Origin of the sequence: Curtobacterium sp. PhB191 (assembly GCF_004346515.1) — a bacterium.
Classification (GTDB): domain Bacteria; phylum Actinomycetota; class Actinomycetes; order Actinomycetales; family Microbacteriaceae; genus Curtobacterium.
The window spans coordinates 141,134-165,785 of the sequence record NZ_SMBV01000010.1; the positions used below are offsets into that span (position 1 = coordinate 141,134).

Sequence of the window (24,652 nt, forward strand, 5' to 3'; positions counted from 1 at the left end):
GACGCCGACGGAGCCCGACCGCGACCGACGCCGGGCGCTCAGTGCGTGAAGGCGTAGGCGATGAGCGCCATCGTCACGATGAACCCCGCCAGGTAGTTGATCCAGAGGAACCGCTTCCACCCCGCGTTCGCGGCCTCGGCCCCCTGGTCCGTGATGTTCCACCAGGGCAACACGTTGAGCGCGTACGGGATCACGACGACGGCGGCGATCGGCCCGGGGAACGCCGAGAAGAGCAGCGCGACGCCGGCGACCAGGTACGCGACGAACGCGAGGCGCACGGTCGCCCGCGCACCGATGACGGTCGCGACGGAGCCGATGCCGCCGGCCCGGTCGGCGAGGACGTCCTGCACGGCACCGAACGCGTGCGAGGCCACGCCCCACAGGAAGAACGCGACGCAGACGGCGACGAGCTCACCGGTCCAGTGCGGTCCGGCGAGCGCGAGACCGTAGATCGCGGGCGAGACGAAGTGCGTCGACGAGGTCAGGGAGTCGAGGAACGGCTTCTCCTTGAACCGCAGCCCCGGCGCCGAGTACGCGATGACCGCGAACACGCTGATCGCCAGGACGAGCCACGACCACGGCCCGTTCCCGCTCACCGCCCCGAGCACGACGAGCGCGACCAGGAACGGCACGTTCGTGACGACGACGGCCCAGAGGGTGGTGCGGTGGACGCTCTTGTCGAGCAGGGCACCCTCGACGCCGCCCTTGCGCGGGTTGCGCAGGTCGGACTCGTAGTCGAAGACGTCGTTGATGCCGTACATCGCCAGGTTGTAGGGCACCAGGAAGTACACGACGCCGACCAGGAACGCGACGAGCGAGAACCCACCGCCGCCGCTGCTGTCGTCAACGCTGACGCCGACCCCGCTGCCGAGCAGGTACGCGGCACCGAACGGGTAGGCGGTGTTCACCCAGCTGATCGGGCGCGACGAGACGAACAGTGCTCGCAGCGTCGACGGCCTGGAGGCGGTGTTGGCGTTCACTTCGTGTCCTCCGGTGGTGCGGTGGTCGGGTCGGGCGCGGGGCGCGGGCCCGTCCGGTCGAACAGGACCCACAGGCTCGGCAGCAGCACGATCGCCGCCATCGCGTACGCGAGGTCCTCGACCGGGATCGCCCCGATCTTCGCGCCGCTGATGAGCGAGGGGTCGTAGGCGACGATGCGCAGGGTCACGATGACGTTGTCGAACACGATCGTCATCACGAGCAGCGCGATCCCGGCGACGAGCGACGTGACGAGCGCGACCCGACGCCCGGGCCCCGGTGCGCGTCCCGCCGCTCGTGCACGGCGCGCGGCCACGATGCCGGCGACGACCGCCACCACCGCCACGACGGCGAAGAACGGCAGGGCCAAGAGGCCGTAGGCGCCGGAGCCGGTCACGGGCGCCGCCGTCCGAGCGACCGCTGCACGACGGGCCGGACGAAGCCGACCAGGTCCATCGTCGAGTAGCAGAGCAGCAGCAGGAAGAAGAGCTCCTCGAGCGGGACCTCGGGGGCGAGGAGCACCCCGGTCAGCAGGTGCTGCGGGCCGATGAAGAAGATGCCGTACGCGACCCCGGCGACGTCCCACACCATGAAGAACGCGACGCCGACGACCATCACCGCAGCCGCACGCCACGGCGCTCGCCAGAAGAACAGCCGGAAGCGGGCGTCGAGCACGGTCATGCCGATCAGCGACACGACCAGGCCGGCGAGGTACAGCCCCGGCATCAGACGGTGCCGGCCTGGTTCCGCGGGGTGCCGAGCGGCGTCGGCAGCGGTTCGGTGCTCGTGTCACCGTGGATCCGCTTGAGCAGGACCTCGGCGCTGATCAGGCACATCGGCAGACCGATGCCCGGGATCGTGGACGCCCCGGCGTAGTACAGGCCCTCGACCTTGGCCGACGCGTTCTTCTCGCGGAAGAACGCACTCTGCTTGAGGGTGTGCGCGGGACCGAGCATCGACCCGTTCCACGCGTTGAGGTCGTCGGCGAAGTCGCGCGGGCCGATCGTCCGGCGGACCCGGATGCGGTCCCGCAGGTCGGGGACGCCCGAACGCTCGGCGACGACGTCGATGGCGCGGTCAGCGATCTGCTCGACCTCCCAGTCGCCGGCACCGTCGATCCCGCCTTTGCCGATGGACAGGTCGGCGGGCAGGGGCACCAGGATGAAGAGGTTGCTCGAGCCGCGGGGCGCTACGGACGGGTCGGTCTCCGACGGCGCGCAGACGTAGATCGACGCGGGGTCGGGGACGTGCCGGTCCTTGCCGAAGATCGCGCCGAAGTTCGCCTTCCAGTCCTCGGTGAACACCAGGGTGTGGTGCAGCAGGCCGGGCGTCGGTCCGTCGATGCCGAGGTAGACGAGCACGGCGCTCGGCCCGGGGTCGCGGGTCTTCCAGTGCTCGGCACCGTGGGTGCGGTGCTCGCGGTCGAGCAGCTGCATCTCGGTGTGCTGCAGGTCGGCGGCGCTCACGACCAGGTCGGCCGGAGCCGTGTGCTGCACGCCGTCGCGGTCGCGGTGCACGACCCCGGTGGCGACGCCGTCCTCGACGACGATCCGTTCGACCTTCGCGCCGGCGATGATCTTCGCGCCCTCGGCACGGGCAACCCGCTCGACCGCGGCGATCACCTCGGTGATGCCGCCCTTCGGGTAGAGCACCCCGTCGGCGAGGTCGAGGTGGCTCATCAGGTGGTACATGCTCGGTGCGGCGTACGGGCTCGTGCCCAGGAACACGGCCGGGTAGCCCAGGATCTGCCAGAGCCGCCGGTCCTTGACCGCCGAGGCAGCGCGGGACGACAGTGGCTGCAGCAGGAGCCGGGCGAGCTTCGGCAGGCGACGGAGCACGTCGGGGGCGGCGAGCTTCGTGAGGTCCTGGAACGTCGTGTACAGGAACCGGCGGATCGCCATCGCGTAGGTGTCCTCGGCCGAGGCGAGGTACTTCCGGATCCGCTTGCCGGCTCCGGGCTCGACGGACTCGAACAGCGCGATGTTCGCCTCGGCGTCGGCGCGCAGGTCGATCGGCTCGTCGTTGCCCTCGCTGTAGACGCGGTACCCGGGGTCGAGCTTGACCAGGTCGAGTTCGGCGTCGGCCGAGGTGCCGAGCAGTTGGAAGAAGTGGTCGAACACCTCGGGCATGAGGTACCACGACGGCCCGGTGTCGAACCGGAAGCCGTCGCGCTCCCACGAACCGGCACGGCCGCCGAGCTGCGACCGCTGCTCGAGCACGGTCACGGCGAAGCCGTCCCGCGCGAGCAGCGCCGCGGACGCCAGTCCGCTGATGCCGCCGCCGATCACGACGGCGCGTCGGGCGGGCACCTTGCGCCGGGTGGTGGCGGCGACGGCCGTCGGACGGGAGGCGCGGGGCGGGGTCATGACGTGCCTCCTGGCCGACGGGTGGCCACCTTCGACCGCACGGGGGCGCGTCCGGCGAGCACCTGTGCGGCCAGGCGTGCCTTCACCGGGTTCGGGACGCGCACGCGCGTCGTCACCAGGCGCGTCGCCGGCGTGCGGGCGATGCGGTCGTTGAGTTCCTGGAACAGGGCGTGCGCGAGCCCGACGGCGTTCCGGGCGTCGGCCGGCAGCAGCCGGATCGTCCGGGCCGCGTGGTCGAGGTCGGCCTGCACGTCGGCGACCAGGCGCTGCTTCGTGGCCTCGTCGAACGAGCGGATGTCGACCCCCGGGAAGTACGAGCGGCCGAGCACCTCGAAGTCGGCGTGCAGGTCGCGCAGGAAGTTCACCTTCTGGAACGCGGCGCCGAGCGCACGGGCTCCCGCGACGAGCTCAGCCTGGTCGAAGGTCGGGCGGCCGGCGCGGTACACGAACGCACGCAGGCACATCAGCCCCACGACCTCGGCCGAGCCGTACACGTACGCCGCGAACGAGGCGTCGTCGTGCTCGGTGCGCTCCAGGTCCATCCGCATCGACGCGAAGAACGGCTTGGTGAGCTCCGCGCCGAAGCCCGTGACCCGTGCACTCCGGGCGAATGCGTGCACGACCGGGTTCGCCGAGAAGCCGAGGGCGATCGCGCGCTCGGTGTCGGCCTCGAGCTCGTCGAGGACCGTCCGTGCCAGGTCGGGATCGAGCCCCGCCTCGGTCGCGGGACCGTCGACGACCTCGTCGGCGACGCGCACCAGCGCGTAGACGTTGCGGATGTGCTCGCGGGTGTCCTTGGCGAGCAACCGGCTCGCCAGGCCGAACGACGTCGAGTAGCGGTCGATGACGACGCTCGACGCTGCCTCGGCCGTGGCGTCGTACAGGGGGAGCCGACCGGACGGCGCACTGCCGGTCCGGGTGGTGTCGGTCGTCACCGGGCGCGCTCCACGAGTTCGGTCACGAGGCCCTCCAGGCGGTCGGCGAGGTCGTACGGCAGTCCGGAGAGCTCGGCACGGGCGAGTGCGACGTGGTCGGCGATCCGGGACTCGGCTGCGGCACGGGCGCCGCAGGTGACCAGGGTCGCACGGAGTTCGGCCGCGCGTTCCTCGGTCAGGTCCGGGTCACCCAGGTAGGGCGCGATGTCCGGCCAGCAGTCGGTCGTGGCCGCGTACGCGATGAGCATGGTCCGCTTGCCCTCGCGCAGGTCCCCCAGCACGCTCTTGCCGGTGGTCGTCTCGTCGCCGAACACCCCGAGCAGGTCGTCGACGATCTGGTAGGCGATGCCGATCTCGCGGCCGAAGGCGCCGAGCGCGGTGACGACGGTCTCGGGCGCGCCGGCGAGCACGGCTCCGGACTGCAGCGGCGCCTCGAACGAGTACACGCTCGTCTTCGCCCGTTCCATCGCCAGGACCTCGTCCACCGTCGGCATCACGCCGAGGGCCAGGTCGACGTCGGTCATCTCACCGGCGGCGCTGGCGAACACGGCTTCGTCGAGCAGTTCGAGCAGACGCCCACGACGCTCGCCCGTCACGCCGGAGGACTCGATGAACCGCGGTGCGCCGGAGAGCGCGAGGTCGCCCGCGATCACGGCGGCGCTCATCCCGCGGTGCTCGGCGGTCGGCAGCGGCAGCCCACCGGTGGTGCCGGCGTCGCGGTAGGAGCCCGCGACGTTCGGCTGGCCGCGGCGCGCCCAGTCACGGTCGATGACGTCGTCGTGCACCACCAGCGCGGTGTGCAGGAGTTCGTAGGCCGCGGCGACGTGCGCGGCAGCGTGCACGTCGTCCCCGCCGAGGCCGAGGTACGCGGTCAGGACCATGCGCGGTCGGAAGCGCTTGCCGCCCAGGCTCGCCTTGCGGAGCACCCGCCAGAGTTCCTCGGACGGACGGCCGTAGCGCGCGGCACGAGCCGAGGACACGACGAAGAAGCGCTCGAGACAGTCGTCGACGAGCGCGAGGTCGATGTGCGCCACGGTGGCCGCTTCCTCGCTCATTGGCCTAACCTATCGGTGCAGATGAGCGCTTTCCCGGAAACCGTGGTCCTGCTGGCCGACGACCGTACCCCGATCGGCACAGCGGACAAGTTCACGGTGCACACAGACCACACGCCCCTCCACCTGGCCTTCTCGTGCCACGTCCGCAACACCGACGGGGACGTCCTGGTGACCCGTCGCGCCCTGTCGAAGAAGACGTGGCCCGGTGTCTGGACGAACACGTTCTGCGGGCACCCCGGTCCCGACGAGTCGTTCGAGGACGCCATCGCCCGCCGGGCATCGCGCGAACTCGGCATCACCGTGCGCGACGTCGAGCTCGTGCTGCCGGACTTCCGGTACCGCGCGGTCGACGCCTCGGGGATCGTCGAGAACGAGGTCTGCCCGGTGTTCCGCGCCGTCACCGACGACCTGCCCGCCCCCGCGGACGACGAGGTCGCCGAGTACGCCTGGGTCTCCGAGGACTCGCTGCGGGCCGCCGTCGCCGGTGCGCCGTTCGGCTGGAGCCCCTGGCTGGGCTGGCAGCTGACCGAGCTCGAGGCCGCGGGCCTGCACATCACCCGCTGACCCTGGCGGCCGCCTGGGCCGAGACTCGCGCTCCGCGACACTCCTCGTGCCGGCGAGCACGAGAACCGTCGCCCAGGCCGAGTCTCGGACGAGCGCTTGGCTCCCTCGTGCGTCCGGAGTAGGGTCGGACGTCGGCCACGGTTGTGGCCACGAGGCTGCGCACCGCGGCCGCACGACCAGGAGAAGGGCAGGTGAGGCGCGATGTCGGGTGACCATCCTCGCGCGGGCCGGCAGCCCCTCCCCCTCGCCGCCGCGCCCGTGTCCTAGATCTCCTCCGCCCGCTGCGGCCCGCCCGCGGCATCGCGCCTGCCTGCTCCCGACCACGAGGAGCACGCGCATGGCAATGATCGACAACGCGATCTACGTCGAAGGACGTCGCATCGATTCTCCGTCGACCCTGTCGCTCGGCGCACGCCACGAGGTCGCACGGTGCGACCTGGCGTGGATCGGACTCCTCCGCCCGGACCCGGAGGAACTCGACGCCGTCGCCACCGAGTTCGACCTGCACGAGAACGCGGTGGAGGACGCCCGCAAGGGGCACCAGCGCGCGAAGCTCGAGCGGTACGGCGACACGCTCTTCCTGGTGCTCCGTCCGGCCTGGTTCGACCGAGCCGCGGGCACGGTCGAGTTCGGCGAGGTGCACCTGTTCGTCGGCGACCGGTTCGTGGTGAGCGTCCGGCACGCCGAGCGCCCCGACCTCGCGGCGCTCCGCGCCCAGGTCGAGGCCGACCCCGAGTTCCTGGCGCTGGGTTCGGAGGCCGTGACCGCCGCGGTGCTGGACGAGGTCGTGGACGGCTACGCCCCGGTGGTCGAGGTGCTGCAGGACGGCATCGACGCGATCGAGGACCAACTCTTCGCCGGGCAGGTCGACCCCGGTGTCTCGAAGCGCATTTACCAGCTGCTCAGCGAGGTGCTGTCCTTCCAGCGCGCCACGAAGCCGGTGCCCGCGATGGTGAAGGGTCTGCTGCGCGGGGCCGACAAGTACGGCGTCGACGACGAGGTGCAGCACCGGCTGCGCAACGTGCTCGACCACGCCCTGCGCGTGACGGAGCGGGTGGACTCGTTCCGGTCCCTGCTCGAGAACGCCCTGACACTGCACGCGACCCTGGTGTCGCAGGAGCAGAACGAGGCGATGCGGCGGATGACCAGTGCGAGCCTGGCGCAGGGCGAGGAGAGCCGGCAGCTCGCCCGCGCCGCGCACCGACAGGGCGAGGAGGTCAAGAAGATCTCGTCGTGGGCGGCGATCCTGTTCGCCCCTGGGCTGATCGCCGGTGTCTACGGGATGAACTTCGACCACATGCCCGAGCTGCACTGGCGGTACGGCTACCCGGTCGCGATCCTCGGCATGCTCGCCCTGATGGGTGTGTTGTGGGCGATCTTCCGCAAGCGCAACTGGCTCTGACGCACCGCGAGGGTGCAGCGAGGCTGCGGCCCGGCACGCCGCCGGGCCGCAGCCTCGAGGACGTTCAGGTGGCGTCGATCCGCCGGACGTGCATAATGATCTGGCCCGGAATGTGAACGTGCACATCGACGTGCCACGGCCCCGGGCGGAAACGAGCAGCAATGGCGTCATCGCGGGCACAGCAACCGCGTTCGCCCAGCATCCGTGACGTCGCACGGATCGCGGGCGTCTCCCACCAGACCGTGTCGCGGGTGCTGAACAACTCCGACGCCATCCGCGACGCCACACGCGACAAGGTGCTGGCGGCGATGGAGCAGCTGCAGTACCGGCCGAACCGTGCGGCGCGGGCCCTCGTCACGAGCCGGACCCACACGATCGGCGTCCTGACAGCCCGGCGCGCCCACTACGGCCCGGCGGTCGCACTGCAGGCGATCGAGGACGCGGCGATGCTGCGCGGGTACTCGGTGACGACGGCGAACATCGCCGAGGCGACCGACACAGCCGTGCGCGAGGGGCTCGGGCACCTGCTCGACCTGGACGTCGAGGGCATCGTCGTCATCGCACCCCAGCAGCGGGTGTTCGACCTGATCGAGGAACTCGGCATCCGCACGCCGTACGTGACGATGCGGGCCAGTGTCGGCGAGGACCCGACGGCCCTGTGGGTCGACCAGATGGAGGGCGCGAGACTCGCGACCGAGCACCTGCTCGACCTGGGTCACGAGTACATCCGGCACATCGCCGGCCCGCAGGACTGGATCGAGGCGGACGCCCGCATGCAGGGGTTCCTGCGCGCCATGTCGGACCGCGACATGTCCGTCGTCCCGCCGATCCTGGGCGACTGGACGGCGGACTTCGGTTACCACGCCGGCCGCGAACTCCTGCGGTGGCGGGACTGCACGGCGGTGTTCTGCTCGAACGACCAGATGGCCCTGGGCGTCATGCACGCGGCCCGCTCGTACGGGCTCGACGTGCCGGGCGACCTGTCGGTGGTCGGCTACGACGACATCCCCGAGGCGAAGCACTTCTGGCCACCGCTCACCACGGTGCAGGTCGACTTCGCCGAGCTCGGCCGCCGCTGCGTCGACCTGCTCCTGCCCGGCGACGACGAGCTCCTCCGGCCGATCGACATCGTCCCGCAGCTCGTCGTGCGCGCGTCCACGGGGGCCCCGCGCGGCCGTTGACGCGACCACCGTCGATCCGCAGGACGCGGGTCGGGCCGGCACCGTGCCTCCCGTCCGGGGGACGTTCGTGCGGGATCACGCAGGCCGTTACGAAAACGCGACCAATCCGAATTGACAGCCGCACCGGGGCTGTGCGTAAATTACCTCCGTCCAGCCGATGTGACCGTTCACATGAGCGTCACACCAGCGGGGCACCGGACGCGACAACGAAGTCCACGCAGGCCACCTGCGCCCTTTCGCTGCCGCAGCAGAACCACCCGAACAACTGCCGCATCGCAGCGGCAGAAGGAGATGCACTGTGGCGTCAACCCCGATCGACACCGGCCTCGAGACCCGGTCGATCACCGCACCCGAGACCATCCTCGAGATGCGCTCGATCACCAAGGAGTTCCCTGGTGTCAAGGCGCTGTCCGAGGTCTCCCTCAACGTCCGCGCCGGCGAGATCCACGCGATCTGCGGCGAGAACGGCGCTGGCAAGTCGACCCTGATGAAGGTCCTGTCGGGCGTCTACCCCTACGGCACCTACGACGGCGAGATCGTCTACGAGGGCGAAGAGGTCCGCTTCAAGGACATCAAGCAGTCCGAGCAGGCCGGCATCGTGATCATCCACCAGGAGCTCGCGCTGATCCCGGAACTCTCGATCACCGAGAACCTGTTCCTCGGCAACGAGCCCGGCAAGTTCGGCGTGATCGACTGGACGAGCGCCCAGCTCCGCGCGCAGGACCTGCTCGCCCGCGTCGGCCTGGCCGACGACCCGGACACCCAGATCAAGAACATCGGTGTCGGCAAGCAGCAGCTGGTCGAGATCGCGAAGGCCCTGCACAAGGACGTCAAGCTCCTCATCCTCGACGAGCCGACCGCGGCCCTGAACGAGAACGACTCGCAGCACCTGCTCGACCTGATCGTCGGGCTGAAGGCCAAGGGCATCTCGAGCATCATCATCAGCCACAAGCTCAACGAGATCGAGCAGATCGCCGACGAGATCACGATCATCCGTGACGGCAAGACCATCGAGACGCTGAACGTCAAGGGCGACGGCGTCAACGAGGACCGCATCATCCGCGGCATGGTCGGCCGGTCGCTCGAGAGCCGGTTCCCGGACCGCACCCCGAAGATCGGCGAGACCTTCTTCGAGGTCCGCGACTGGACCGTGCAGCACCCGCTCGACGCCAGCCGCCTGGTCTGCAAGGGCTCGAACTTCCACGTCAAGCGTGGCGAGATCGTCGGCTTCGCGGGCCTGATGGGCGCCGGCCGCACCGAGCTCGCGATGAGCCTGTTCGGTCGCTCCTACGGCACCTGGCTCGGTGGCGAGATCATCAAGGACGGCCACGAGATCAAGGTCACGAACGTCCAGCAGGCGATCCAGAACGGCATGGGCTACGTCTCCGAGGACCGCAAGGCCCTCGGCCTCAACCTGCTCGACACCGTCAAGCGGTCCACCGTCTCCGCCGATCTGCAGAAGATCTCGAAGGGCGGCGTCGTCGACTCCATCGAGGAGTACGACGTCGCCGAGAAGTACCGGAAGATGCTCCGCACCAAGGTGCCGAGCGTCGAGGAGAACGTCGGGAAGCTCTCCGGCGGGAACCAGCAGAAGGTCGTCCTGTCCAAGTGGATGTTCACCGACCCGGACATCCTGATCCTCGACGAACCGACCCGCGGCATCGACGTGGGCGCGAAGTTCGAGATCTACGGCATCATCCAGCAGCTCGCAGCACAGGGGAAGGGCATCATCCTGATCTCCTCCGAGCTCCCCGAACTCCTCGGCCTCTCCGATCGCATCTACACGATCTTCGAGGGCCAGATCACGGCCGACGTCCCCGCGGACCAGGCCGATCCAGAAACGCTCATGCGCAGCATGACCTCCGCGCGGAAGGGCGCTCCCGTCTCATGAACAACCTGAAACTGCTCTTCGGCAAGGGCAACTCGATCGGCCAGTACGGCATGATCATCGCCCTCGTCGCGATCGTCATCTTCTTCTGGTTCATGACGGACGGGCTCATCCTCGAGCCCACCAACGTCATCAACCTGTTCCTGCAGTACTCCTACATCCTCATCCTCGCGCTGGGGATGGTCATGGTGATCATCGCGGGCCACATCGACCTGTCCGTCGGATCGGTGGCGGCGTTCGTCGGCATCATCGTCGCCCAGTCGATGTCGGTCTGGCACTTCCCGGTCTGGCTGGCGATCGTGCTCGGCCTGGTCGTCGGTGCGCTCGTCGGTGCCTGGCAGGGCTTCTGGGTGGCGTTCGTGAAGGTCCCGGCCTTCATCGTGACCCTGGCCGGCCAGCTCATCTTCCGCGGTGCGAACCAGATCATCGGTGCGTCCACCTCGGTCCCGACGCCGGACCCCTACAACACCATCGGCTCCGGCTTCCTCGGTGACTTCGGCCCCGACTTCGGGTTCTCGAACGGCACGCTGCTGATCGGCGCCGTGACCATCGCCGTCCTGATCATCGTCGAGGTCCGCGGTCGTGCCCGTCGCCGCAAGATGCAGGCCGAGGTCCCGCCGCTGTGGGTCTCCGTCGTCCGCACCGGCATCCTGGTCGCCGTCACCCTCGTCGCCACGTACCTGTTCGGCGCCGGCCCGGTCGGCACGTCGATCCCGATCGTCGCGATCATCCTCGGTGTCCTGACCATCGTCTACGGCTTCATCACGAAGAACACCATCTTCGGTCGCCAGGTCTACGCGGTCGGTGGCAACTCCAGCGCCGCCGTCCTGTCCGGCGTCAGCGCCCGCAAGGTGAACTTCTTCGTCATGGCGAACATGTCGGTCCTCGCCGCGATCGCCGGCATGGTGTTCGTCGGGTACTCGAACGCCTCGGGTCCCGCGGACGGCACCGGCTGGGAGCTCGACGCGATCGCCGCCGTGTTCGTCGGTGGTGCAGCGGTCGCCGGTGGCATCGGCACCATCTCCGGCTCCATCATCGGTGGCCTCGTGATGGCGCTGCTGTCGAACGGTCTGCAGCTGATGGGCATCGAGTCCAACAAGGTCCAGATCATCCGTGGTCTCGTGCTCCTCATCGCCGTCGCCTTCGACGTCTACTCGAAGTCGCAGGGCCGCCCATCGCTCATCGGCGGCATGATGCGGCAGTTCCAGCGCAAGGACGCAGCCGAGGTCCCCGCGGCCCAGCAGCAGCCGCGCTCGATCGAGGACCAGCCCGACAAGATCACCCTCCCCTAGTCCAACCCTTCCCCTCACAGCACCACCACCTCAACGAAGAGAAAGCACTCTCATGCGCAAGAAGCTCATCGCCGGCATCGGTCTGGCACTCGTCGCGGGCCTGGCCCTCAGCGGTTGCTCGGCTCGTGGCACCTCCGACTCGGGCGACGGCTCCGGCTCGTCCATCAAGAAGGGCGACCTCATCGGCGTCGCCCTGCCGGCCAAGACCTCGCAGAACTGGGTGCTCGCGGGCGCCGCGTTCAAGAAGTCGATCGAGGACGCCGGCTTCAAGGCCGACATCCAGTACGCCAACGCCGGCAACCCGGTCCCCGACCAGCAGTCGCAGATCTCGGGCATGGTCACCAAGGGCGCGAAGGCGATCATCATCGGTGCTGCCGACGGTTCGCAGCTCGGCTCGCAGGTCAAGGCCGCCAAGGCCCAGGGCACGACCGTCATCGCCTGGGACCGCAACATCCTGAACACGAAGAACGTCGACTACTACGTCGCGTTCAACAACTTCAAGGTCGGCCAGCTGCAGGCCCAGGCGCTGCTCAAGGGCCTCGAGGAGAAGAAGGGCGACGGACCGTACAACGTCGAGCTCTTCGCCGGTTCGCCGGACGACGCCAACGCCACCGTGTTCTTCAACGGTGCGATGGACGTCCTGCAGCCGAAGATCGACGACGGCACGCTCAAGGTCGTCTCGGGTCAGACCACGTTCGCCAAGGTGAACACGCAGGGCTGGCTCGCGCAGAAGGCCCAGTCGCGCATGACCGACCTGCTGGCCCAGTACTACACGGGTGACACCAAGCTCGACGGCGTCCTGTCGCCGAACGACACCCTCGCCCGTGCGATCCTCACCGCGACCAAGGCCGCCGGCAAGGACAACCCCGTCGTGACCGGGCAGGACTCGGAGACCGCTTCGATCCCGCTCATCATGAAGGGCACGCAGTACTCGACGATCTACAAGAACACCACGGAAGAGGCCCAGGCGGCCATCGACCTGGTGTCCGACCTCGCCGACGGCAAGACCCCGAAGACGACCAAGGACAAGAACAACGACAACGGTTCGAAGGTCGTCCCGGCCGTCGAGCTGACGCCGATCCTGGTCACGAAGGACAACGCGGTCGAGGCCTACAAGGGCAACGACACCCTCGAGGAGCTCGCCAAGAAGGGCTGATCTCCCCCGCTCACACGGACGGCCCCGTCTCGCTTCGGCGAGACGGGGCCGTCCTGCGTCGTCGTGGGGCCGGCCACGGTCGGACGGGAGGCCCGGGGCAGGTCGTGATCCGTGCCTCCCGTCCGCCGTGCACGCACGTCCGGTGCCCGCGCGACCCGCCGGGTCAGGGCCGGGTCGCGCGCAACCGCCGCGCCGCGTCGGCCAGGTGCGGTACGTCGGTGCGGGCCGTGCCGAACACCACCGCGCGGGTGGTGTCGAAGTAGCGCCGGGTCAGCCGGTCGCCGAGGTCGGACACCCGCGACCACGGGATGTCCGGCTCGCTCGCGGTGACGGTGCTCGGCAGGACACGGACCGCCTCGCCGATCTCGACCAACCGCATCCGGACGGCGTCGTGCACCAGGTCCTCGGGCAGCCGCTCGTCGCCGACGTACCGGCCGATGGCCTCGCACGCGCCGATGACGTCGTCGAGTCGATCGCCGACCAGCCGGGGCGTCACCGGTTCCTGGCTCACAGCGGCACCGCGCGTCGGACGACCTCTGGGCTCATGCCGGCCGCGTCCACGACGTCGACGCGCACGCCGAGCAGTCGCTCGGCGCCGTCCTGGATGCGCATGAGCGCGAAGATGCCGAGCCCGGCGTCGACGTCGATCATCAGGTCGACGTCGCTGCCCGGGCCGTCGTCCCCACGGGCGACGCTGCCGAACAACCGGGGGTTCCGGCCACCGAACCGCTCGACGACGGCGATCAGGTCCTGCCGCGCGGCGGCGACGCGTTCACGCAGCGGCGGTGGGTCCTCGACCGGGAGCAGGTCGATCGACGTGGTGAAGCCCGCGGCCCGGAGCATGCGCTGGAGTGCGGCGAGCGAGGGTTCGCGTCGGCCGTTCTCGTACGTGCTGATGACGCTCTGCGTGACGCCGGCGCGGCGGGCGAGCTGCACCTGCGTCAGTTCGGCGCGGTCACGGGCGTCACGGATGAGCGCGGCCGCCGACACCGTCGGCATCGGACGTGGAGGGACTGCGGACATGCTGCAACGATACACAGCATGCGACATTTCGTCCGCTGGATGACGCGCGGTGTCGACCCGGAACGACGTCATCGATGTCGCACGACGTCGATGACGTCGCTCCGGGTCGGACGGACCGCGGTCAGGGGCGCGCTGAGACGTCCGCGCGGTGGAAGTTCTGCGCCGAGCGGGACGGGGTCGGCCCGCGCTGGCCCTGGTACCGCGACTGGTACTCGGCCGAGCCGTACGGCTTCTCGGCAGGGCTGGACAGCTGGAAGAAGCACAGCTGCCCGATCTTCATGCCGGGCCAGAGCTTGATCGGCAGCGTCGCGACGTTCGACAGCTCGAGCGTCACGTGGCCGGAGAACCCGGGGTCGATGAAGCCCGCGGTCGAGTGGGTCAGGAGCCCGAGGCGTCCGAGCGAGCTCTTGCCCTCGAGCCGCGCGGCGATGTCGTCGGGCAACGTGACGACCTCGTAGGTCGAGCCGAGCACGAACTCGCCGGGGTGCAGCACGAAGGCCTCGTCCGGGTCGGTCTCGACCAGCCGGGTCAGGTCGGGCTGGTCGACCGCCGGGTCGATGTGCGGGTACTTGTGGTTGTCGAACAGCCGGAAGAACTTGTCGAGTCGGACGTCGATGCTCGACGGCTGGACGAGCGAGGCGTCGTGGGGGTCGAGACCGATCCGGCCCTCGGCGAGCTGGGCGGTGATGTCGCGATCGGAGAGCAGCACGCCGTGCAGCCTAGCGGCAGCGGACCCTCGCCGATATGCTGCGAGGCTGTCCGGAGCCGGGCGGCGTCGCACCGCCGGGAGGAACCGACATGACCGCGTACACCGTCCACGAACTCGTGGTCCCCGCCACGATGGACGACGACCCGGGGACCGTGCGGGCGTTCCGCGAGTGGGTCGACGTGCAGAACCGCGCCGAGGTGTCGATCACCGGACTGCCGGAACTGCTCTGGACGCCCGAGGAACAGCTGCCGTACCTGATCGACCCCGACGCGCCCAGCCGACTGTTCCTGGTCCGTGACGACGAGGGGGCCGCGGTGGGGGCCGGCTCGTACGAATCGAAGGCGGTCGCGGACGCCCCGAACTGCTGGATGGCGGTCAGCGTGGCGCCCGAGCACCGGCGCCGTGGCATCGGCACGCTCCTGGCCGAGCACGTCGAAGCGGTCGCGAGGCAGCAGGGCCGCACGCAGTGGAAGACGTACGCCGTGTCACGGCAGGTCGGCCCCGCAGCGGGCCCCGGGTGCCTCCGTGCACCGACCGGGTTCGGCGTCGTGCCCGAGGACGAACCCGGAGCCCGGTTCCTGACGAGCCGGGGGTGGCGGTTCGGGCAGGTGAACCGGATCAGCCGTCTGGAGCTCCCGGCCGACCCCGATGCGCTCTCCGGCGTCCGCGCGGCGGCGACGCGGGCGGCGGCCGACCGGTACCGCGTGCACACCTGGGCCGGACCGACTCCGTCCCGGTGGCAGACGGACGTCGCACTCCTCCTGAGCCGGATGAGCACCGATGCCCCGGCCGGCGACATGGCCGAGCCCGAGGACGCCTGGACGATCGACCGGCTCCGGACGCACGAGCAGCACCTCGACGACGGCCCGCGCACCATGCGCACCGTCGCCGTGGAGGACGTGTCGTCCGGCGGACTCGTCGGCTTCACCCAGCTCGCCGTCCCTGGGCCCGTGGCCCAGCCCGTGATGCAGGGCGACACCCTCGTGCTGCGCGAGCACCGGGGGCACCGGCTCGGGTGGCTGCTCAAGGTCGTCGGGATCGAGACGATCGAGCGCGACCACCCGGGGCACCCCTCGATCATCACGTTCAACGCCGAGGAGAACCGCCCGATGCTCGACGTGAACGAGGCCGTCGGGTTCGTGGGCGTCGGCAGCGAGGGGATCTGGGAACACCGCCCGGCGTAGGGTTCCCCCATGACGCGCTCACGGGGGATGGACGATCTGGTCAGCGACGGGGTCTTCCTGGCCTGGGAAGCGCAGCTGCAGCTCGCCGACCGGTACGACGACCACGAACGCTGGAACGTCGACCTCGCCGCCGGCACCCTGCAGTTCGTCGGGCCGCACCCGGGCGAGTTCCGGATCCAGCTGCTGGGATCGGCCGCACCGGGGCCGCGCAGCTGGCTCTGGGGCTGGGCGAACCCGTCGCAGTACCCCGCGTCGGTGCTCGCGGCCGCGAACGCCACCCGCGCGCTGGGCGAACGGCTCGGCATCCCGGAACTCGTGCAGGGCGAGGTCCCGTTCGGCGAGCACCGGCAGGCCGACGCCGCCGACGCCGGGTACGAGTTCGCGTGGGACATGTCGATCGCGGCACGGCTGGCGACCGGTTCGTGGTTCGGCTTCGGCGGGCACGTCGGCGGAGGTTCCCGACTCTGGGTGCTGTTCGAGGGCCTGCTGTTCGCGCCACCGACGGTCCCCCGGATGGTCCGGGTCTTCGGTGAGGGCCTGCAGACGACCGAGGTGCACGACCACCGCCGCGCTGTGGGGAGCTGGGCGTCGCTCCGCGGTGTCCCCTGGGACGGGCGCACGCTGACGTTGGCGGACGGGACCATCACGGTCGACTTCGACGAGCTGGGCCGGATCCGCGACCTGCAGGGGTCGTCGGCGCGAGCCTGAGGCGGACCGCAGCGCGCGCTGCGGACTGACACCGCGCCTCCAGACCGACCCGCCTACCATGGAGGGTCCGCGGTCTCGCGGACGCACGCGTCCCTGGAACAAGGTTGATGACCGTCACGTCCCCCGCAACCCAGCCTGGAGGCCCGGCGCCGGAATCCGCGCCCGTCACCGCGCGCACGTCCACCGTCGCGACCGTGCTGGTCGTCGCCATCCCGCTCGCGGTCGCGTGCTCGATCCTCGGCCTGACGATCACCGGAGCGTTCACCGCGAACCAGCAGCTGGTGTCCGCCGGCGACGTGGTCGAGTACGGCCTGCCGATCGCCCGCGTGGTGCACGACACCATGGCGGCGCTGACCGTCGGCCTGCTCATCGTCGCCGCGTTCGCGCTGCCGGCACAGAAGAAGGACCACCGGGCACTCTCGAGCGTGCAGCACCGCGCCACGCGCTGGGCGGCGGCGACCGGATCGATCTGGTTCCTCGCCGCGGCCGTCACCGTCGTGCTGACCGGCGCCAACACCCTCGGCGTCCCGCTCACCAGTCCGGTGTTCGCCCGCAACTTCATGCTGTTCGCGTTCCAGGTCGAGATCGGGCAGGCGCTCGTGGTCTCCGCGGCGGCGATCCTCATCGCGACCGTGCTCGCCGCGTTCGCCACCCGGGTCACGACGCTCGCCGTCGCCACCGTGTTCGGCCTCTTCGCCCTGCTCCCCCTGGCACTGTCCGGCCACGCCGCCGGCTCGCTCGAGCACGCCAACGCCGTGAACTCCCTCGCGATCCACCTGATAGGGGTGTGCGTCTGGGCCGGCGGGCTCGTCGCCGTCGTGCTGCTGCGCACCCGCACGAAGGGCACGACCGGTCGGGTGGTCTCCCGCTACTCCACGCTGGCCGGGTGGTCGTTCGGCGCCGTCGCGTTCTCCGGCATCGTCAACGCCTCGCTGCGGCTGACCGGTCCGCTCGACCTCGTCACCACCCCGTACGGCGCACTCATCACGGTCAAGGCCGTCATCCTGGTGCTGCTCGGGATCGCCGGCGTCGTGCAGCGCCGCAAGCTGGTGCCCGGGCTGCTCCGCGCGCCGCTCGACCGCCGTCGGTTCACCCGGTTCGCGCTCGCCGAGATCGTGTTCATGGCCGTCGCGATCGGCGTCTCGGTGGCCGTGTCCCGCTCGCAGCCGCCGATCCCGCAGACACCCGAGACCGGTGAGGACACCCGCTCCGGCCTGATCGGGTTCCCGTTCCCGCCGGCCCAGACGATGCACACGTACCTGACGCAGTGGCACATCGACTGGGTGTGGCTCGGGCTCGCCGTCGTCGGTGCCGTCTGGTACCTGCTCGCCGTGCGGAAGCTCCGGAAGCGCGGCGACAAGTGGCCCGTCGGGCGCACCATCGCGTGGGTCATCGGCTGCGCCCTGTTCATCTGGACCACGTCGGCCGGACCGGCCGTGTACGGCATGATCCACTTCTCGTCGCACATGGTCCAGCACATGCTGCTCATGATGTTCGTGCCGCTGCCGCTCGTGCTCGGCGGCCCGGTGCTGCTGGCCATGCGCACCCTGCCGGTCCGCAACGACGGTTCCCGCGGGGCCCGCGAGTGGCTCATGCTCTTCGTGCACTCGCGGTACATGCAGTTCATGGGGAAGCCCGCCGTCGCGGGTGTGATCTTCGCCGGGTCGCTCGTGGTGTTCTACTTCACGCCGGCGTACCAGGCGGCGATGCAGTCGCACGAGTGGCACGTCGCGATGGTCGTCCATTTCGTGCTGAGCGGCTACCTGTTCTTCTGGGTGTTCGTCGGCGTCGACCCGGGGCCGAAGCGTCCGCCGTACCCGATCCTGATCATCGCGCTGCTCGCGACGCTGGCCTTCCACGCGTTCTTCGGCGTCGCCGTGATGACCTCGCAGTCGGTGTTCGCGATCGACTGGTTCCACGCACTCGGCCAGACGAACGACGCCGCGCTGCTCGACGACCAGCACACCGGCGGCGGCATCGCCTGGGGCGCCTCCGAGCTGCCGATGGTCTTCGTCGCGCTGCTCGTGGTGCGGAACTGGATTCGCACGGACAAGCGCGACGCGAAGCGGCTCGACCGCAAGGCCGAACGCGACGGTGACGCCGACCTGAAGGCGTACAACGAACGCCTGGCGGCGATCAACGCGACCGACACCGCGCGCCGCGACTGACGCGCGCGTCCGGCGTCCGCGTCGGCTCCGTCAGTCGCCGTGGACGATGCAGACCGCGTCGAGGTCGAGCGCGGCCTCGAGCGCCGCCGAGATCCCGGACTCGCCGTCGGCCCCGGCGGGGGTGACGGTGTCGACCCACCACAGTGGCGTCGCGATCGTGGGAGCGTCCGGCAGGATCCGCTCGACCTCGTCGAACGAGTCCACCCGCCGCACCCCGAGCACGGTGATCACCGGGTGCGTGGCGTCGCGGCAGACCTGCAGCATCGGGCCGTCGTCGAGGGCTCGGACGCCCCAGGACTCGTCGTGCAGGAGCAGCGCTTCGGCGACCTCCCGCGGCTCGACCGGCTGGCGGCAGAGGATGGTGACGTCACGCGGCACCGTGACCGCCTGCCACCCGGGCGTCCCGCACGTGGCCGTCGAGCGTGCCCTCGTCGTGGGCCGGGTCGAGGGGCGCTCCGCCGACGAGCTGCAGGAAGCGGTCCTCGTCGATGCGGTCGAGGAAGGACTCGAGGGCTTCCCAGCCGTCCTCGAAGCGGACGATCATGCCGCCGTCGACGATGTCGCTGTCAGCGGCACCGGTGTCGCCCGCCCCGGACCGGTCGCCTGCCCCGGACCGGGTGCCTGCCCCGGACCGGGTGCCGAACGTCGCCGTCGTGGTGCGCGGTGGCGGCCAGACCCCGTCGCGGTCCAGGAACTCGGAGGCTTCGGGTCCGACGACGACGGCGAGCGGCGACGGCTCGCCGTGCGACACCGCGCGGATCAGGTGGTCGGCGTCCCCCCGGCGCTGCATCACCACACCGAAGACGGGCACGACCTGGTCGGCGACCTGCTGCACGGCGTCGAACAGGCGGTTCGCGAGCTCCGGGTCGGTGTTCTCCTCGGGCACGGTCAAGACGGCGGACATCGTCTCGACGACGACGCCACCGACCAGGTGGGCGGTCATCGTGGCAGAGAAGCCCTCGCCGACGGCGTACGAGGTCGAGACCCCGGGTGCCTCGTGCTTGGCGTACTGCGTGACGACCCATCGGTCCCACGGCACGGTGAGCGGCTCGGCGGTGCCCCAGCGGGTGGGGCAGGTGCCGACGGTGTGGCACAGGGCCTCGATCGCGGACCCCATGTCCACGGCACGCTCGGCGTGGTGGCGGAGCGTCAGGTCGATGCTGATCTGGCGGACGGAGTCGGCTGCGACGGGGTGCTCGGGCGACGGTGTACCGACGAGTTCGGGGCCGCGGTGCACGAAGTCCTCGATGCCCGAGGCTGCCGCACCGGTCCGGCCGTCGCGCAGTGTCCCGTCGAAGTCGGCGACTGCCCACGCGGCACCGTAGGCACCGAGCGCGTGCCGCAGGGCGGGGGTGATCGCGGATTCGCGCCCGGTCCGCAGCACGACCATGCGGCCGGCGTCCGCCGACCGGCGGAGCAGTGAGGCGAGCGCGTCCGTCAGCCACACGACCGGCGAGGCGGACTCGACCACGATGGCGGGACCGACCACGTCGTCGATGAGGGGATGCCTGACCATCCGGTCCTCCTCGGGTTCTTCGGCGCTGGAACTCCCTGGACGGTACACACGAGGACGACACCTGTCCGTCAGGCTGGCGTGCTCACAGCGGAGACTCGGGAGGCCCGACACACGCCCGACAGGAGGCGTACGGTGCGCGGTCGGCTGGCTTCCAGGCGAGAATCCGCTAGGCTTGCCGAGTCCCGTTCTGCGGGGCGCGCGAGTGTAGTTCAATGGTAGAACTCCAGCTTCCCAAGCTGGTAGCGCGGGTTCGATTCCCGTCACTCGCTCCAACTAGCATCGTGCTGTGGAGTCCAAGCCGGCATCTGTCCTCAAGGCGATCAGGGCCGAGATCATCGCCGGCACGCTCGCACGTGGCTCCCGGCTGAAGGAAGACGCCCTCGCCGAACGCTTCGGCGTCTCGCGGGTCCCCGTGCGCGAAGCACTCCGGCAGCTCGAGACCGAGGGGTTCGTCGAGTCCGAGAAGTTCAAGGGCGTCCGGGTCGCCGACTCCTCGACCGAGGTGGTCATCGAGCTCATGCAGATCCGCCGAGGACTCGAGGTCCTCGCCGCCGAGCTCGCCGCCCGTCGCCAGGGTGGCGACTGCGCCGACCTGCTCCGTGCCGTCGGTCGCGAACACCGGTCCGACCAAGAGGTCGAGGCCGCGCATTCACCGCGGTTCGCGTTCCACGGGCTGGTGGCACGAGCCTCGGGGAACAGCCGGCTCGAGACGATGATCGACCACCTGATCCACCAGACGGCGTGGGCGTTCGAGCGCGTGACGCAGGACGAGGTGGCGTCGAGCAGCGATGACCACACCGCCGTCGCCGGCGCGATCCTGCGCGGCGCCTCGGTACAGGCAGGGCTGCTGATGGACGAGCACCTGCGCCGCGACGAAGCGATCTACCGGGCCCTGAACCCGTAAGAACGTATACAAAACGGCCCGCGAGCTTGGCGACGCTCTGCCTGGATGCTTGAATATGCAGGTGATTCAGGCAGCCGTAACGAACCGTCTCGTGTTCGAAACCAGCCCGAAACAGCTTTTCGTATACAAAAGAGTGACCGCACGGTGCACCCACCTCACTCTTCCCCCGCTGGAGTTACGAATGACTGCTGTAACCCGCTCCACCGCACCAACCCGAACCGCCTCCGCCACCCCGTCCTCCGGCGGCGTCGGATCCGCCCTCGACTCGATCGGCTTCACCCGGGCCCAGTTCTGGGTCCTCATGCTCATCCTCGCCGGGGAGTTCTTCGACACGCTCGAACAGAACTCCATCGGCGCGATGGCCACCAACATCAAGGCCTCGCTCGCCATCGGCGACGTCCAGCTCTCCACGATCAACACCGCCACCGTCCTGGGTGGCCTGGTCGGCCGGTTCCTGGCCGGCTGGCTCGCCGACAAGTACGGTCGGCGGTTCTCGCTCGGACTCAACCTGCTCGTCTACACGCTCGGCGGCCTCCTCAGCGCCGTCTCCTTCAACTTCGACATGCTGCTCGTCAGCCGGTTCATCGTCGGGATCGGCGTCGGCGGCGAGTTCATGATCGGCATCGCGATGCTGTCCGAGATGGTGGCCACAAAGTACCGCGGCGGCCTCATCGCGACCATCAACGTCGGCGCCGGCGGCATCGGCAACTTCATCTCCTACGGCCTCTTCCTGCTGCTGCTCGGCCCGCTGGCCGCCCCGCTCGGTGGTGACGACCACGTCTGGCGCTGGACGTTCGTGATCCTCGCGATCCCCGCCCTGTTCGTCGTCCTGTACCGCCGCAAGCTGCCCGAGACGCCTCGCTGGCTGCTGTCGAAGGGGCGGGTTGACGAAGCGAACCGTTCGCTCGCGGTCCTCGCCTCGAACACGCTCACCCCGCCCGCCGACGCCGCTCCCCCGGTGCGCCTGACGCCGGCCGACCTGCCCCCGGTCGCTCTGCACTCATCGCCCGCAGCGGTGTTCCACAAGCTGGTGCTCCGTCGGACGATCGCCATCGGCGTCGCCTCGTGGATGGCCTTCGGTGTGCAGGTCACGCTGAACTTCCTGATGCCGACCCTGCTCGTCGAGCGTGGCTACACGGTGTCGCAGAGCCTGCTCTACACGATGATCATGAACATCGGATCGCTCCTCGGGTGCACGGCAGCGGCGCTCCTCGCCAACCGCGTCGGACGACGGCCCCTCATCGCCGTCGCGGGCATCCTCGGCTGCCTCACCGCCCTGGCGTTCGCGGCCTTCGGCAACGACACCGCCGCGATCCTGGTGCTCGGCGCCCTGTTCCAGTTCTTCACGATGTTGACGAACACCACCCTCGCGGCGTGGACCGCCGAGGTCTACCCGACCGCGATCCGCGCCTCCGGTGCCTCGATCGTCAACGGCATCGGCAACATCGCCGGAGCGGTCATGCCGTTCGCCGCGATCGCGCTGTACGGCTCGTGGGCCTTCGCCGGCGTCTTCGGACTCGCCGCCGTCATGTACGCGGTCCTCGTGGTCGCGTCACGCTTCGCCCCGGAGACCCGCGGCCGGTCGCTCGAGGACGTCAACGAGAACGCCCTCTCGACCACCACCGCCTGACCCACCTGACCACCCGCACCAACCGCACCACCCCGGTGGGCCGGACACCCCGGCCCACCACCCCACGATCGGAGAACACCATGGACACCCTCAACATCTCGGCGACCGCGAACGGCCTCAACTACCTGCCCGAGTACGTCGCCGACGTCGGCGGTCTGTTCGCCGAGCGCGGCCTGTCCGTCACCGCGAAGGCCTGCGACCCGTGGACCGGCGTCCTCGACGACATCGACTCGCACGAGGCCGACCTCGCCCTCGGCGGTCTCTGGGTCCCCGCGATGTACGCCGGGACCCCGCGCAAGCTGTCGGTCGTGGGCCAGCTCAACCACGGGTTCCCGATGACCATCGTCGCCCGCGACGAGACGACCCCGATCACGCTGGACTGGCTCGCCGGCAAGGTCGTCCTGGCGCCCGGCGCCGGCGGGAGCGCCCCGTACGAGTTCACGGCCGGACTCATCCGCGAGGCCGGGTTCGACGTCGCGGCGACCCGCTTCGTCCGCGACCTGTCGACCGCGATGCTCATCGAGCTGTACCAGGGCGGGCTCGGTGACGCGATCATCCTCGACCTCGTCTCCGCCCAGGAACTGGTCGCCGCCGGTGGGGGCACGATCGTCTTCCGGCACCTCGACGCCGGTGGCGTGATGCCGAACAGCGTCTACTACACGCGCACGGACCGCATCGACGAACTCGGCGACCGGGTCGACCGGTTCATGGACGGCATCGCCGCCGCGATGGCCAAGATCACCGCGGGCGACGCCGACACCGAGATCGCGGCCGTGCTCGCCGCCCGGTGGCCGGAGAAGGACGCCGCCCTGCTGCGACGGGCCGCCGACGAGATGGCTGCCGGGGGCGTCTGGGACTCCGCGGTCGTCGACCGCGATGCCTCCGACCGCTGGATGCGCATCCTGTTCGACGGTGGCCTCACGACCCACACCCCGTCGCTCGAGGAGCTGCTCGGCGCCTCGACCGCCGTCACCGCGTCGTGACCGTCGTCCTCGGCGCCGCCGACGTCGCCGGTCTCATCGACGCCGTCGACGTCGTCGGGGCCGTGGAGGCCGTCCACGCCGACCTCGGGACCGGCGCGATGCAGCAGCCGGCCCCGGTCGCCCTGACCGGCGCCGACGACGCTCTCTTCCTGCCGATGGCCGTGCGCTCCGACCGGCTCGGGCTCGTCGCCGTCAAGCTGATGGCCGACATCCCCGACAACGGTGCGCGAGGGCTGCCGTCGCAGCGCTCCACGATCCTGGTGTCCTCCTCGGTCACCGGCGAGTGCGTCGCCGTGCTCGACGGCATGACGATCACCCGGGCGCGGACCGCGGCGACCACCGTGGTCGCGACGAAGCACCTCGCCCGCTCGGGCAGCCGGACCCTCGGGATCCTCGGCGCGGGCAACCTCGCCGTCGAGCACGTCCGTGCCTTCGAAGCGACGCGACCGTTCGAGCGGATCGTCCTGTGGTCACGGTCGTCGGGGACGGTCACCCGGTTCCTCGAGGCCGTCGGACCGGACGTGGCCCGGCGGTGCGTGGTCGCGCCGGAGGTCCGTCGCGTGGTCGAGGAGGCCGATGTGCTCTGCACCCTGACGCCCTCGGTCGACCCGATCGTCCGCGGCGCCTGGTTGCACGCCGGCCAGCACGTGAACGCGGTCGGGGCCCGTCCCCGCCCGACGCACCGGGAGCTCGACGGCGCGGCGATGGCACGCGGCACGCTCTTCGTCGACAGCCGGGCCACCGCCTGGACGAAGTCGGGTGACCTGCTCGAGGCCGTGGTCGAGGGGGCGGTCCCGCAGGACCTCCACCCGGCGGAACTCGGCGAGGTCGTCGCCGGACGCGCACCAGGCCGGAACGGGGACGACGAGATCACCGTGTTCGACTCGGTCGGGCTCGGCGCGCAGGACCTCGCCGTCGCTGCCCGGCTGATCGACCTCGCCCGCGAGCGGGGCGTCGGCACGCAGGTCTCCGTCGCCCGGGTCGGGGTGCCGGTTCCCGGCGTGTGACCA

General features: G+C 70.2%; 24 protein-coding genes and 1 tRNA gene. 14 read left to right on the plus strand and 11 right to left on the minus strand.

The window, feature by feature from the left end; translation table 11 throughout:
• Window positions 1-38: 38 nt before the first annotated feature.
• The 6 genes from EDF48_RS16190 to EDF48_RS16210 are packed head-to-tail and all read right to left on the minus strand — an operon-like array spanning window position 39 to window position 5,334.
• On the minus strand, window positions 39-980 hold the full coding sequence (locus EDF48_RS16190) for a prenyltransferase (protein WP_131881290.1): 942 nt from the start codon (window positions 978-980) through the stop codon (window positions 39-41).
• Window positions 977-1,375, minus strand: a complete 399-nt coding sequence (locus EDF48_RS16195) for a lycopene cyclase domain-containing protein (protein ID WP_165932430.1) — start codon at window positions 1,373-1,375, stop codon at window positions 977-979. Before EDF48_RS16195 ends, EDF48_RS16190 begins: the two co-directional genes overlap by 4 nt.
• Window positions 1,372-1,704 carry a lycopene cyclase domain-containing protein gene (locus EDF48_RS16200; protein ID WP_111085416.1) on the minus strand — a complete coding sequence of 111 codons (333 nt, stop codon included), beginning with the start codon at window positions 1,702-1,704 and terminating at the stop codon, window positions 1,372-1,374. The genes EDF48_RS16195 and EDF48_RS16200 overlap by 4 nt, the downstream gene beginning before the upstream one ends.
• Window positions 1,704-3,344 carry a phytoene desaturase family protein gene (gene crtI / locus EDF48_RS19200; protein ID WP_243698127.1) on the minus strand — a complete coding sequence of 547 codons (1,641 nt, stop codon included), beginning with the start codon at window positions 3,342-3,344 and terminating at the stop codon, window positions 1,704-1,706. The genes EDF48_RS16200 and crtI overlap by 1 nt, the downstream gene beginning before the upstream one ends.
• Window positions 3,341-4,279, minus strand: a complete 939-nt coding sequence (locus EDF48_RS19205) for a phytoene/squalene synthase family protein (RefSeq protein WP_243698128.1) — start codon at window positions 4,277-4,279, stop codon at window positions 3,341-3,343. Before EDF48_RS19205 ends, crtI begins: the two co-directional genes overlap by 4 nt.
• Complete coding sequence (locus tag EDF48_RS16210; RefSeq protein WP_111085415.1) at window positions 4,276-5,334, minus strand: polyprenyl synthetase family protein; 1,059 nt, start codon at window positions 5,332-5,334, stop codon at window positions 4,276-4,278. The genes EDF48_RS19205 and EDF48_RS16210 overlap by 4 nt, the downstream gene beginning before the upstream one ends.
• A 21-nt stretch (window positions 5,335-5,355) precedes the next feature.
• Here EDF48_RS16210 and idi point away from each other — a divergent pair, with 21 nt between their 5' ends.
• The 6 genes from idi (at window position 5,356) to EDF48_RS16240 (ending at window position 12,817) form a co-directional block, all read left to right on the plus strand.
• Complete coding sequence (idi, locus tag EDF48_RS16215) at window positions 5,356-5,898, plus strand: isopentenyl-diphosphate Delta-isomerase (protein WP_111085474.1); 543 nt, start codon at window positions 5,356-5,358, stop codon at window positions 5,896-5,898.
• Between the two features lie 337 nt (window positions 5,899-6,235).
• Entirely contained in the window at window positions 6,236-7,300 is a 1,065-nt protein-coding gene (locus tag EDF48_RS16220; RefSeq protein WP_131881294.1) for a magnesium and cobalt transport protein CorA, read from the plus strand.
• Between the two features lie 161 nt (window positions 7,301-7,461).
• Entirely contained in the window at window positions 7,462-8,481 is a 1,020-nt protein-coding gene (locus tag EDF48_RS16225; RefSeq protein WP_123293492.1) for a LacI family DNA-binding transcriptional regulator, read from the plus strand.
• A gap of 367 nt (window positions 8,482-8,848) precedes the next feature.
• On the plus strand, window positions 8,849-10,372 hold the full coding sequence (gene mmsA / locus EDF48_RS16230) for a multiple monosaccharide ABC transporter ATP-binding protein (protein WP_123293834.1): 1,524 nt from the start codon (window positions 8,849-8,851) through the stop codon (window positions 10,370-10,372).
• Window positions 10,369-11,661, plus strand: a complete 1,293-nt coding sequence (gene mmsB, locus EDF48_RS16235; RefSeq protein ID WP_131881296.1) for a multiple monosaccharide ABC transporter permease — start codon at window positions 10,369-10,371, stop codon at window positions 11,659-11,661. The genes mmsA and mmsB overlap by 4 nt, the downstream gene beginning before the upstream one ends.
• A gap of 52 nt (window positions 11,662-11,713) precedes the next feature.
• Entirely contained in the window at window positions 11,714-12,817 is a 1,104-nt protein-coding gene (locus EDF48_RS16240; protein ID WP_123937388.1) for a sugar-binding protein, read from the plus strand.
• 163 nt (window positions 12,818-12,980) lie between these two features.
• On the opposite strand, the gene EDF48_RS16245 is transcribed toward EDF48_RS16240, so the two are convergent.
• The 3 genes from EDF48_RS16245 to dcd all read right to left on the minus strand — a co-directional run bounded on the left by EDF48_RS16245 (window position 12,981) and on the right by dcd (window position 14,549).
• Window positions 12,981-13,328 carry a HepT-like ribonuclease domain-containing protein gene (locus EDF48_RS16245; RefSeq protein WP_131844748.1) on the minus strand — a complete coding sequence of 116 codons (348 nt, stop codon included), beginning with the start codon at window positions 13,326-13,328 and terminating at the stop codon, window positions 12,981-12,983.
• Entirely contained in the window at window positions 13,325-13,840 is a 516-nt protein-coding gene (locus EDF48_RS16250) for a helix-turn-helix domain-containing protein (protein WP_165932432.1), read from the minus strand. Before EDF48_RS16250 ends, EDF48_RS16245 begins: the two co-directional genes overlap by 4 nt.
• A 121-nt stretch (window positions 13,841-13,961) precedes the next feature.
• Window positions 13,962-14,549, minus strand: coding sequence for a dCTP deaminase (dcd, locus tag EDF48_RS16255; RefSeq protein ID WP_123339996.1), 588 nt, complete (start codon window positions 14,547-14,549; stop codon window positions 13,962-13,964).
• Window positions 14,550-14,638: 89 nt separating this feature from the next.
• Here dcd and EDF48_RS16260 point away from each other — a divergent pair, with 89 nt between their 5' ends.
• The 3 genes from EDF48_RS16260 to EDF48_RS16270 all read left to right on the plus strand — a co-directional run bounded on the left by EDF48_RS16260 (window position 14,639) and on the right by EDF48_RS16270 (window position 18,609).
• Window positions 14,639-15,733, plus strand: a complete 1,095-nt coding sequence (locus EDF48_RS16260; protein WP_165932433.1) for a GNAT family N-acetyltransferase — start codon at window positions 14,639-14,641, stop codon at window positions 15,731-15,733.
• A gap of 9 nt (window positions 15,734-15,742) precedes the next feature.
• Complete coding sequence (locus EDF48_RS16265) at window positions 15,743-16,441, plus strand: DUF6882 domain-containing protein (protein WP_131881303.1); 699 nt, start codon at window positions 15,743-15,745, stop codon at window positions 16,439-16,441.
• Between the two features lie 107 nt (window positions 16,442-16,548).
• Window positions 16,549-18,609: a cytochrome c oxidase assembly protein gene (locus tag EDF48_RS16270; RefSeq protein ID WP_131881305.1), complete on the plus strand. Its 2,061-nt coding sequence runs from the start codon at window positions 16,549-16,551 to the stop codon at window positions 18,607-18,609.
• Between the two features lie 30 nt (window positions 18,610-18,639).
• Here EDF48_RS16270 and EDF48_RS16275 read toward each other — a convergent pair whose 3' ends face one another.
• Complete coding sequence (locus EDF48_RS16275) at window positions 18,640-18,987, minus strand: hypothetical protein (RefSeq protein ID WP_123293483.1); 348 nt, start codon at window positions 18,985-18,987, stop codon at window positions 18,640-18,642.
• A complete protein-coding gene (locus EDF48_RS16280; RefSeq protein ID WP_131881307.1) occupies window positions 18,977-20,125 on the minus strand; it encodes a DUF6177 family protein in 1,149 nt (382 codons plus the stop codon). The genes EDF48_RS16275 and EDF48_RS16280 overlap by 11 nt, the downstream gene beginning before the upstream one ends.
• A gap of 198 nt (window positions 20,126-20,323) precedes the next feature.
• On the opposite strand from EDF48_RS16280, the gene EDF48_RS16285 reads away from it, so the two are divergent.
• The 5 genes from EDF48_RS16285 to EDF48_RS16305 all read left to right on the plus strand — a co-directional run bounded on the left by EDF48_RS16285 (window position 20,324) and on the right by EDF48_RS16305 (window position 24,649).
• Window positions 20,324-20,397: transfer RNA gene (locus tag EDF48_RS16285), tRNA-Gly, on the plus strand.
• A gap of 14 nt (window positions 20,398-20,411) precedes the next feature.
• Entirely contained in the window at window positions 20,412-21,029 is a 618-nt protein-coding gene (locus EDF48_RS16290) for a GntR family transcriptional regulator (RefSeq protein WP_131881309.1), read from the plus strand.
• A 181-nt stretch (window positions 21,030-21,210) separates the two neighbouring features.
• Window positions 21,211-22,659 carry an MFS transporter gene (locus EDF48_RS16295; RefSeq protein ID WP_243698129.1) on the plus strand — a complete coding sequence of 483 codons (1,449 nt, stop codon included), beginning with the start codon at window positions 21,211-21,213 and terminating at the stop codon, window positions 22,657-22,659.
• An 80-nt stretch (window positions 22,660-22,739) separates the two neighbouring features.
• A complete protein-coding gene (locus EDF48_RS16300; RefSeq protein ID WP_131881311.1) occupies window positions 22,740-23,642 on the plus strand; it encodes an ABC transporter substrate-binding protein in 903 nt (300 codons plus the stop codon).
• Window positions 23,639-24,649, plus strand: a complete 1,011-nt coding sequence (locus tag EDF48_RS16305) for an ornithine cyclodeaminase family protein (protein WP_131881313.1) — start codon at window positions 23,639-23,641, stop codon at window positions 24,647-24,649. Before EDF48_RS16300 ends, EDF48_RS16305 begins: the two co-directional genes overlap by 4 nt.
• Window positions 24,650-24,652 lie beyond the last annotated feature (3 nt).

Excerpts from the sequence above, each read along its gene's own strand:
- EDF48_RS16200 (WP_111085416.1), bottom strand. The coding sequence starts at position 1,704 with ATGCCGGGGCTGTACCTCGCCGGCCTGGTCGTGTCGCTGATCGGCATG.
- crtI (WP_243698127.1), bottom strand. The coding sequence starts at position 3,344 with ATGACCCCGCCCCGCGCCTCCCGTCCGACGGCCGTCGCCGCCACCACC.
- EDF48_RS16210 (WP_111085415.1), bottom strand. The coding sequence starts at position 5,334 with ATGAGCGAGGAAGCGGCCACCGTGGCGCACATCGACCTCGCGCTCGTC.
- idi (WP_111085474.1), top strand. The coding sequence starts at position 5,356 with ATGAGCGCTTTCCCGGAAACCGTGGTCCTGCTGGCCGACGACCGTACC.
- EDF48_RS16220 (WP_131881294.1), top strand. The coding sequence starts at position 6,236 with ATGGCAATGATCGACAACGCGATCTACGTCGAAGGACGTCGCATCGAT.
- EDF48_RS16225 (WP_123293492.1), top strand. The coding sequence starts at position 7,462 with ATGGCGTCATCGCGGGCACAGCAACCGCGTTCGCCCAGCATCCGTGAC.
- mmsA (WP_123293834.1), top strand. The coding sequence starts at position 8,849 with ATGCGCTCGATCACCAAGGAGTTCCCTGGTGTCAAGGCGCTGTCCGAG.
- mmsB (WP_131881296.1), top strand. The coding sequence starts at position 10,369 with ATGAACAACCTGAAACTGCTCTTCGGCAAGGGCAACTCGATCGGCCAG.
- EDF48_RS16240 (WP_123937388.1), top strand. The coding sequence starts at position 11,714 with ATGCGCAAGAAGCTCATCGCCGGCATCGGTCTGGCACTCGTCGCGGGC.
- EDF48_RS16250 (WP_165932432.1), bottom strand. The coding sequence starts at position 13,840 with ATGTCCGCAGTCCCTCCACGTCCGATGCCGACGGTGTCGGCGGCCGCG.
- EDF48_RS16260 (WP_165932433.1), top strand. The coding sequence starts at position 14,639 with ATGACCGCGTACACCGTCCACGAACTCGTGGTCCCCGCCACGATGGAC.
- EDF48_RS16265 (WP_131881303.1), top strand. The coding sequence starts at position 15,743 with ATGACGCGCTCACGGGGGATGGACGATCTGGTCAGCGACGGGGTCTTC.
- EDF48_RS16270 (WP_131881305.1), top strand. The coding sequence starts at position 16,549 with ATGACCGTCACGTCCCCCGCAACCCAGCCTGGAGGCCCGGCGCCGGAA.
- EDF48_RS16280 (WP_131881307.1), bottom strand. The coding sequence starts at position 20,125 with ATGGTCAGGCATCCCCTCATCGACGACGTGGTCGGTCCCGCCATCGTG.
- EDF48_RS16295 (WP_243698129.1), top strand. The coding sequence starts at position 21,211 with ATGACTGCTGTAACCCGCTCCACCGCACCAACCCGAACCGCCTCCGCC.
- EDF48_RS16300 (WP_131881311.1), top strand. The coding sequence starts at position 22,740 with ATGGACACCCTCAACATCTCGGCGACCGCGAACGGCCTCAACTACCTG.